Source organism: Kineococcus sp. G2, assembly GCF_037154035.1.
Classification (GTDB): Bacteria; Actinomycetota; Actinomycetes; order Actinomycetales; family Kineococcaceae; genus Kineococcus.
In genome coordinates this window covers 1-3,366 of the sequence record NZ_JBBBEM010000148.1, presented here as the reverse complement: position 1 = coordinate 3,366, position 3,366 = coordinate 1, and the positions used below count along the sequence as shown (strand labels likewise).

General features: G+C 66.9%; 4 protein-coding genes. 1 reads left to right on the top strand and 3 read right to left on the bottom strand.

Translation table 11 applies throughout. The features are described 5' to 3' along the window. Nucleotides 1-172: 172 nt before the first annotated feature. Genes V9U69_RS19210 through V9U69_RS19200 form a run of 3 tightly spaced genes read right to left on the bottom strand, consistent with a single transcriptional unit; the run spans nt 173 to nt 2,436 of the window. Entirely contained in the window at nt 173-1,387 is a 1,215-nt protein-coding gene (locus V9U69_RS19210; protein WP_337063513.1) for a low temperature requirement protein A, read from the bottom strand. Further along, nucleotides 1,381-2,073 carry an SDR family NAD(P)-dependent oxidoreductase gene (locus V9U69_RS19205; RefSeq protein ID WP_337063512.1) on the bottom strand — a complete coding sequence of 231 codons (693 nt, stop codon included), beginning with the start codon at nt 2,071-2,073 and terminating at the stop codon, nt 1,381-1,383. Before V9U69_RS19205 ends, V9U69_RS19210 begins: the two co-directional genes overlap by 7 nt. Nucleotides 2,074-2,112: 39 nt before the next feature. Then, nucleotides 2,113-2,436: a putative quinol monooxygenase gene (locus V9U69_RS19200; protein WP_442907841.1), complete on the bottom strand. Its 324-nt coding sequence runs from the start codon at nt 2,434-2,436 to the stop codon at nt 2,113-2,115. Between the two features lie 146 nt (nt 2,437-2,582). On the opposite strand from V9U69_RS19200, the gene V9U69_RS19195 reads away from it, so the two are divergent. After that, entirely contained in the window at nt 2,583-3,227 is a 645-nt protein-coding gene (locus V9U69_RS19195) for a TetR/AcrR family transcriptional regulator (RefSeq protein ID WP_337063508.1), read from the top strand. The last annotated feature ends 139 nt before the right edge of the window (nt 3,228-3,366 follow it).

The following is a 3,366-nucleotide window of genomic DNA, read 5'->3' as shown; positions in this document are numbered from 1 at the left end:
TGGGTACAGCGGAAAGGCTTGGTCGCCTCCATCGTCCCCGAGCAGATCCGGCGCCCCGATGGTTTCGCTGCCCTGGTCATCCGCAGCTTCACCCCGCTACTGACGAAGCCTCATTGCCTCATCCCACCCACAGCGGAACGACAAGGCTCCGGTGTCGACGGGCAGCTCCCCCTCATGCACGATCCCGCTGAGATTCGGTCCTGGATCCTGCTCCGTCGCCGCTCACCTCGTGCGTCGTGCACCGGCCGACCTGGTCGCGCAGCGCCACGGCGATGAGCACCGCGACAAGCGCTGCCCCGACCAGCAGTGCAGGGAGGGAGCCACCAAGCAGACCCAGCGACACGCACGCGAGGATCGCGGCCAAGCGGGTGCATCCCAGGCGACGCGTCGCCCGCAGTTGCAGAGCGAGTTGTGCAAGAAGGAAGAGGACTGGCCCGGCGACGACAGCGGTCAGCTGTGCACTCCCCAAAGGGTCCAGCGGGTGCGCGATGACGAGTTCGTCACCCACGGCCACCAGGATGATCCCGGCGACGATCAACACGTGCCCGTACGTGTAGATGTCCCGCGCCCGACCGGTGCGACTCGCTTCACCGTCGAGGGAACGCTCGCTGAGTTCCCGGGTGGAGGTGAAGTACAGCCACCAGAGTGCTGCCGATCCGGCAAACGCGCCGATGAAGGCTGCCACGGTTCCTGCATCCAGTTCACGTCCGGCAGTGGTCGCCCCGGTCAGGATGATCGTCTCGCCGATGGCGGCGATCACGATCAGTCCGAATCGCTCGGCGAAGTGGCCGGTGGCGAGGCGCCACGAGCCCGCCGCTAGCCGCGGCCGGCCGGGAAGCGGGAAGAGGATTCGTGGAGCGGTGTAGTCGAGGGTGAGCGCGAGCAACCACAGCCCTGCTCTCGAGCTGCCTTCGACCAGCCCGCCGGCGATCCAGAACACGCCGGCCATCAGGAACCAGACGAGAATGCGTCCGGCCTGCTCCCGCTCGATGCTGCCGCGGTCGGCCGCCACGAACGTGAGGAAGACGTGGCGACCGACCTGGATCGCGAGGTAGGCGACAGCGAAGAGGAGGCCCCGGTCACCGAAGGCGTGCGGGACAGCGATCGCCACCAGCAGGCTTCCGAGCATGAGAGCGATCAGCAGGAGGCGGACGGGATTGGTCTCCGGGTCGAGCTCGTTCGTGGCCCAGGTCGTGTAGTTCCACGACCACCACACTGCGAGCAGGACGATCGCTGCCTGGCCGGCTCCCGCCCAGGTGAGGTGACCCAGGAGGAGGTGCGAGACCTGAGTGATCGCGAAGACGAACACGAGGTCGTAGAACAGCTCCAGCGTCGCGGCGCGCTGGGTCTCAGCATCGCCTCGACGCCGGAGCCGTCCGTTCACCACGGCAGAACGCCGACCCGGTCGGTCACGGTTCCGGTCGGTGTCGCCGGGCCGAGAGTGGCGATGCGCACCGCCGCCTCGGCCCCTTCTGCGACGCTCTGCCCGACGTGGCCGGTGAAGTCCGTCGCCGTCTGCCCGGGATCGACCGCGTTGAACCGGACGTCCGGGATCGTCTTCGCGTACTGCGTGGTGAGCATCGTGACTGCGCTCTTGGAGGAGCCGTACGCCGCGAGCGTGTACTGCGATTCCACGCGCGCAGGATCGTGTGTCAGCGTGAACGACCCCATGCCGCTGGTGACGTTGATCACCGAGGGGTCGGTCCCCTTCCGGAGCAGCGGGAGGAAGGCACGTGTGACTCGAACGAGCCCGAACACATTGGTCTCGTACACGTCGCGCACCTGATCGGCAGTCATGTCCTCGGGCGCTGCCACCTCACCGAGGATGCCCGCGTTGTTGATGAGGACATCCAAGTGCCCCACCTGTGCTCGTACCCTGGCAACGGCGGCCTCGACGGACCCGTCGTCCGTCACGTCCAACGGCACGAAACGGGCGCCGAGGCGGTCGGCCGCTTCCTGTCCGCCGGCCGCGTCACGGGCACCGATCCAGACGGCCTGGCCTGCACCGATCAGACGACGGGCGACCTCGTAGCCGAGTCCGCGGTTCCCGCCGGTGATGAGAGTTGTCGTCATTCGTCTTCTCGCCTTTCCAGGTTCTCGTGGCTCTTCGGTTCAGGCCGTGGGCCGGAAGGGACGCAGCAAGCGGATGCCGTCCTCGATGGACCCGTCGATCAGCTCGAGCATCTCCGGCACGAGCGCCGCCATTCGCGGTGCACCGAGGTGGGCGTCCAGGAGAGCACGGCTCTCCCAGCGCTCGTAGACCACGAACGCGCCGGGCTGGCCTTCCACCTCGTGGGCCTCGTAGTCGATGTTGCCGGCGTCGTCACGGGACGGCGTGACGGCGGCCGCGATGAACGCCTTGAGGTCGCTTTCCCGGCCGGGCTTGGCCTTCGCGTCCCAGAGGACGGTCACGTACCCATCGGGGGTCGCTGTCACGGGAGGTTCCTTCGGTCGGAGGGGATGTCATCGACTTCCGTTACAGTTACTACCTGTAACGAAAGCCGATGCGGGGACAGTAGCGACGCGCCCGCGTTACAGTCAAGGCCTGTAACGGAACGGGACGAGACCACGAGAGGACCGGGATGTCCGGCAAGAGCAGCAGAGCAGAGACGCCGACGAGCACCGGTGGCCGCCCACGCGACCCGGCCATCGAGGAGGCGATCATCGAATCGACGCGCATGCTGCTCGCGACGAAGGGCTACTCGTCGATGACGATCGGCGACATCGTCGCCGATGCCGGCGTGACACGTCCGACGCTGTACCGGCGATGGTCGAACAAGTACGAGCTGGTCGTCGAAGCCCTGCAACACGGGTTGCGCAAGCAACGCGAGGCGTACCCGCGCCTGGACCTCGATGACCTCACCCCACGAGAAGCAGTGGTCGAGGCGGTACGTCGGATAGATCCACGCTTCCACAACCCTCGCGCGATGACCCTGCACGGCAACTTCATGGCCGAAGCGGAGCGCGAGCCGGGCCTGCACGCGCAGATGAGGGAGCAGGGCAACCAGCCACGGTGCCAGGAACTCTCCGAGGTGCTCATCGAGCTCCAACGAAGGGGCGCCGTGCACGAGGACGTGGACGTGGACATGATCGTGAGTCTGTGCTTCGGCAGCTACTTCGCCGACTTCAATCGGTACGGTCGCGAAGTGCCAGCCGACTTCGCCGAGCGCGTCGTCGCCACGTTGTGGCCCGTCATCGCCGAAGAGGGCGGGCCGGCAGTCGCGTGAGCTGGAGATGAACCCCATCGCGGACGTCATCCAACACAGCCTGCCGGGCCCGATCGTTCGCAGTGGCGAGCGAAGGATTCGGGGCACACAGGATCTGGTCGGGGACGATGGAGGCGACCAAGCCTTTCCGCTGTACCCA

What these genes read in the sequence shown, in the direction of transcription:
- V9U69_RS19205 (WP_337063512.1), bottom strand. Translation starts at nt 2,073, where the DNA reads ATGACGACAACTCTCATCACCGGCGGGAACCGCGGACTCGGCTACGAG.
- V9U69_RS19195 (WP_337063508.1), top strand. Translation starts at nt 2,583, where the DNA reads ATGTCCGGCAAGAGCAGCAGAGCAGAGACGCCGACGAGCACCGGTGGC.